Origin of the sequence: Bacteroides sp. AM23-12 (assembly GCF_003434395.1) — a bacterium.
GTDB classification, from domain to species: domain Bacteria; phylum Bacteroidota; class Bacteroidia; order Bacteroidales; family Bacteroidaceae; genus Bacteroides; species Bacteroides thetaiotaomicron.
The window spans coordinates 1-2,634 of sequence record NZ_QTLF01000078.1; the positions used below are offsets into that span (position 1 = coordinate 1).

Sequence of the window (2,634 nt, forward strand, 5' to 3'; positions counted from 1 at the left end):
CGGTGTAGATTTCATAAACGGAGCGCAGGGCGGCTTCCATGACACCACCCGTCGTACCGAAGATGACACCGGCGCCGGTCGATTCTCCCATAGGGTTGTCGAACGGGCTGTCCAGCACGAGGGTAAAGCCGATGTTGGCTCGCTTTATCAGGCGTGCCAGTTCGCGGGTGGAGATGGAGTAATCGACGTCGGGGACACCGTTTACTTTGAACTCGTCGCGGTCACATTCATATTTCTTGGCCAGACAGGGCATGATGGAGACAACTACCAGCTTTTCGCGGGGGATTCCCATTTTCTCTGCCCAGTAAGACTTGGCGATGGAGCCGAACATCTGTTGTGGAGAACGGGCGGTAGAAGGGATATCCAGCATATCCGGGAAGTGGTGCTCGAAGAAGTTTACCCAAGCCGGGCAGCAGGAAGTCAGGATCGGAAGCCGGACGGATTTATCTCCGTCCAGATAGCGTGTCAGTCGGTTCAGGATTTCGGAACCTTCTTCCATGATGGTGAGGTCGGCGGCAAAGTCGGTATCGAATATATAGTCGAAACCCAGTTCGCGGAGGGCGTAAACCATTTTTCCGGTTACCAGTGTGCCGGGAGGCAAGCCGAATTCTTCTCCCAGGGCGGCACGTACGGCGGGGGCAGTCTGGACAATTACGATCTTATCGGGGTCGGCCAAATCGTCCAGAAGGCGGTTGGTGTAATCCCGTTCAGTCAGTGCGCCTACCGGACATACGGCTACGCATTGACCGCAGTAGGTACATTCGCTATCCTTCATCATTCTGTCGAAGGCAGGGGCTATTGTTGTGTTGAATCCGCGGCGGATGGCTCCCAGTGCGCCGACTGTCTGTACATCGTTGCAGACACTTTCGCATCGGCGGCAGAAGATGCACTTGTCCATGTTGCGCACAATGGAGGAGGTCACTTCCCGTTTGCGGGGAGAAAGTTCGCCGCCGTTGAACGGCATTTCACGGATGTTGAAGCGCAGTGCCAGTGTCTGGAGTTCACAGTTGCCGCATTTGGGACAGGTGAGGCAGTCGTTGGGATGATCGGACAGGATCAGTTCGGCTACCACTTTCCGGGCGTTCATCACGCGCAGGGTACTGGTTTTCACTACCATCCCTTCTGTGCAACGGGTAGCGCAGGCGGGAGCCAGATTGCGGCGTCCTGCCACTTCGACTACACAGATGCGGCAGGAAGCGGGATTGTTCTTGATACAGGTTCCTTTCAGGTCGATGTGACACAGCGTAGGTATGTTGATGCCGATTTTGCAGGCGGCTTCGAGGATCGTGCTTCCTTCGGGTACGGTGATAAAGTGACCGTCTATCTGGAGGGTAATTTGTTTTTCTTCCATAGCAGTAGATTTTAGCAGACAAGAATAGCTTTGAATTTACAGCGTGCCATGCACATGCCGCACTTGATACATTTCTCGGGGTTGATGACATGAGGTTTGCGTACCAAGCCGCTGATGGCATCCGCCGGACAATTCTTGGCACACAGGTGGCAACCGATACAAAGTTCCGGATTAATGGTATAGGTCAGCAGGGACTTGCATTGTTTGGCGCGGCAGGTCTTGTCTCTGACATGTTCCAGATATTCGTCACGGAAGTTGTCGAGGGTAGACAGTACCGGATTCGGAGACGTTTGTCCCAGTCCGCAGAGTGCCGTGTCTTTTATCACCCGTCCGAGGGTGGCAAGCGTGTCCAGGTCTTTTTCCGTGCCCCGTCCTTCCGTTATCTTGTTCAGCAGTTCCAGCAGGCGTTTGTTGCCGATACGGCATGGGGTACATTTACCGCAGGATTCTTCGACGGTAAAGTCGAGATAGAAACGGGCGACGGATACCATACAGTCATCTTCATCCATCACGATCATGCCTCCCGATCCCATCATGGAACCGGCTGCCAGCAGGTTGTCGAAGTCGATGGGAGTATCCAGATGTTTCTCCGTCAGACAGCCCCCTGACGGACCGCCTGTCTGTACGGCTTTGAATTTCTTTCCTCCCTTGATGCCTCCGCCGATTTCGTAGATTACTTCCCGCAGGGTAGTTCCCATCGGTACTTCGATCAGTCCGACATTGTTGATCTTTCCGGCAAGAGCGAAGACTTTGGTGCCTTTGGAGCGTTCCGTTCCGATGGAGGCGAACCATTCGGCGCCTTTGGTCAGGATAATGGGAATATTGGCGAGGGTTTCCACATTGTTCACATTGGTCGGTTTGCCCAGATAACCGGATTCGGCGGGGAAAGGAGGTTTCAAGGTCGGTTCTCCCCGTTTTCCTTCCATCGAGTGGATGAGGGCGGTTTCCTCGCCGCAGACGAACGCGCCTGCTCCGTAACGGATCTCTATGTCGAAGCTGAAATCTGTTCCCAGGATGTGGTCCCCCAGTAATCCGTATGCACGGGCTTGCTCAATCGCTTTTTTGAGGCGGTTGATGGCCAGCGGATATTCGGCGCGGATGTAGACCAGTCCTTTGGAGGAACCGATGGAGTAACCGCAGATGCACATCGCTTCTACAATAGAGTGCGGGTCGCCTTCCATGATGGAGCGGTCCATGAAGGCGCCGGGGTCGCCTTCGTCGGCGTTGCAGACAACGTACTTTACGTCCGATACCTGCTTACTGGCAAATTCCCATTTCAAGCC

General features: G+C 54.4%; 2 protein-coding genes. Both read right to left on the reverse strand.

Going from position 1 to position 2,634, the window contains the following annotated elements; all coding sequences use genetic code 11:
- The coding region (locus DW640_RS23095) for a [FeFe] hydrogenase, group A (protein WP_117578994.1) at positions 1–1,351 on the reverse strand (1,351 nt) is incomplete at its 3' end.
- Between the two features lie 11 nt (positions 1,352–1,362).
- Positions 1,363–2,634, reverse strand: a 1,272-nt coding sequence (locus DW640_RS23100) for an NADH-ubiquinone oxidoreductase-F iron-sulfur binding region domain-containing protein (protein WP_117578995.1), incomplete at its 5' end; no start/stop codon positions are given.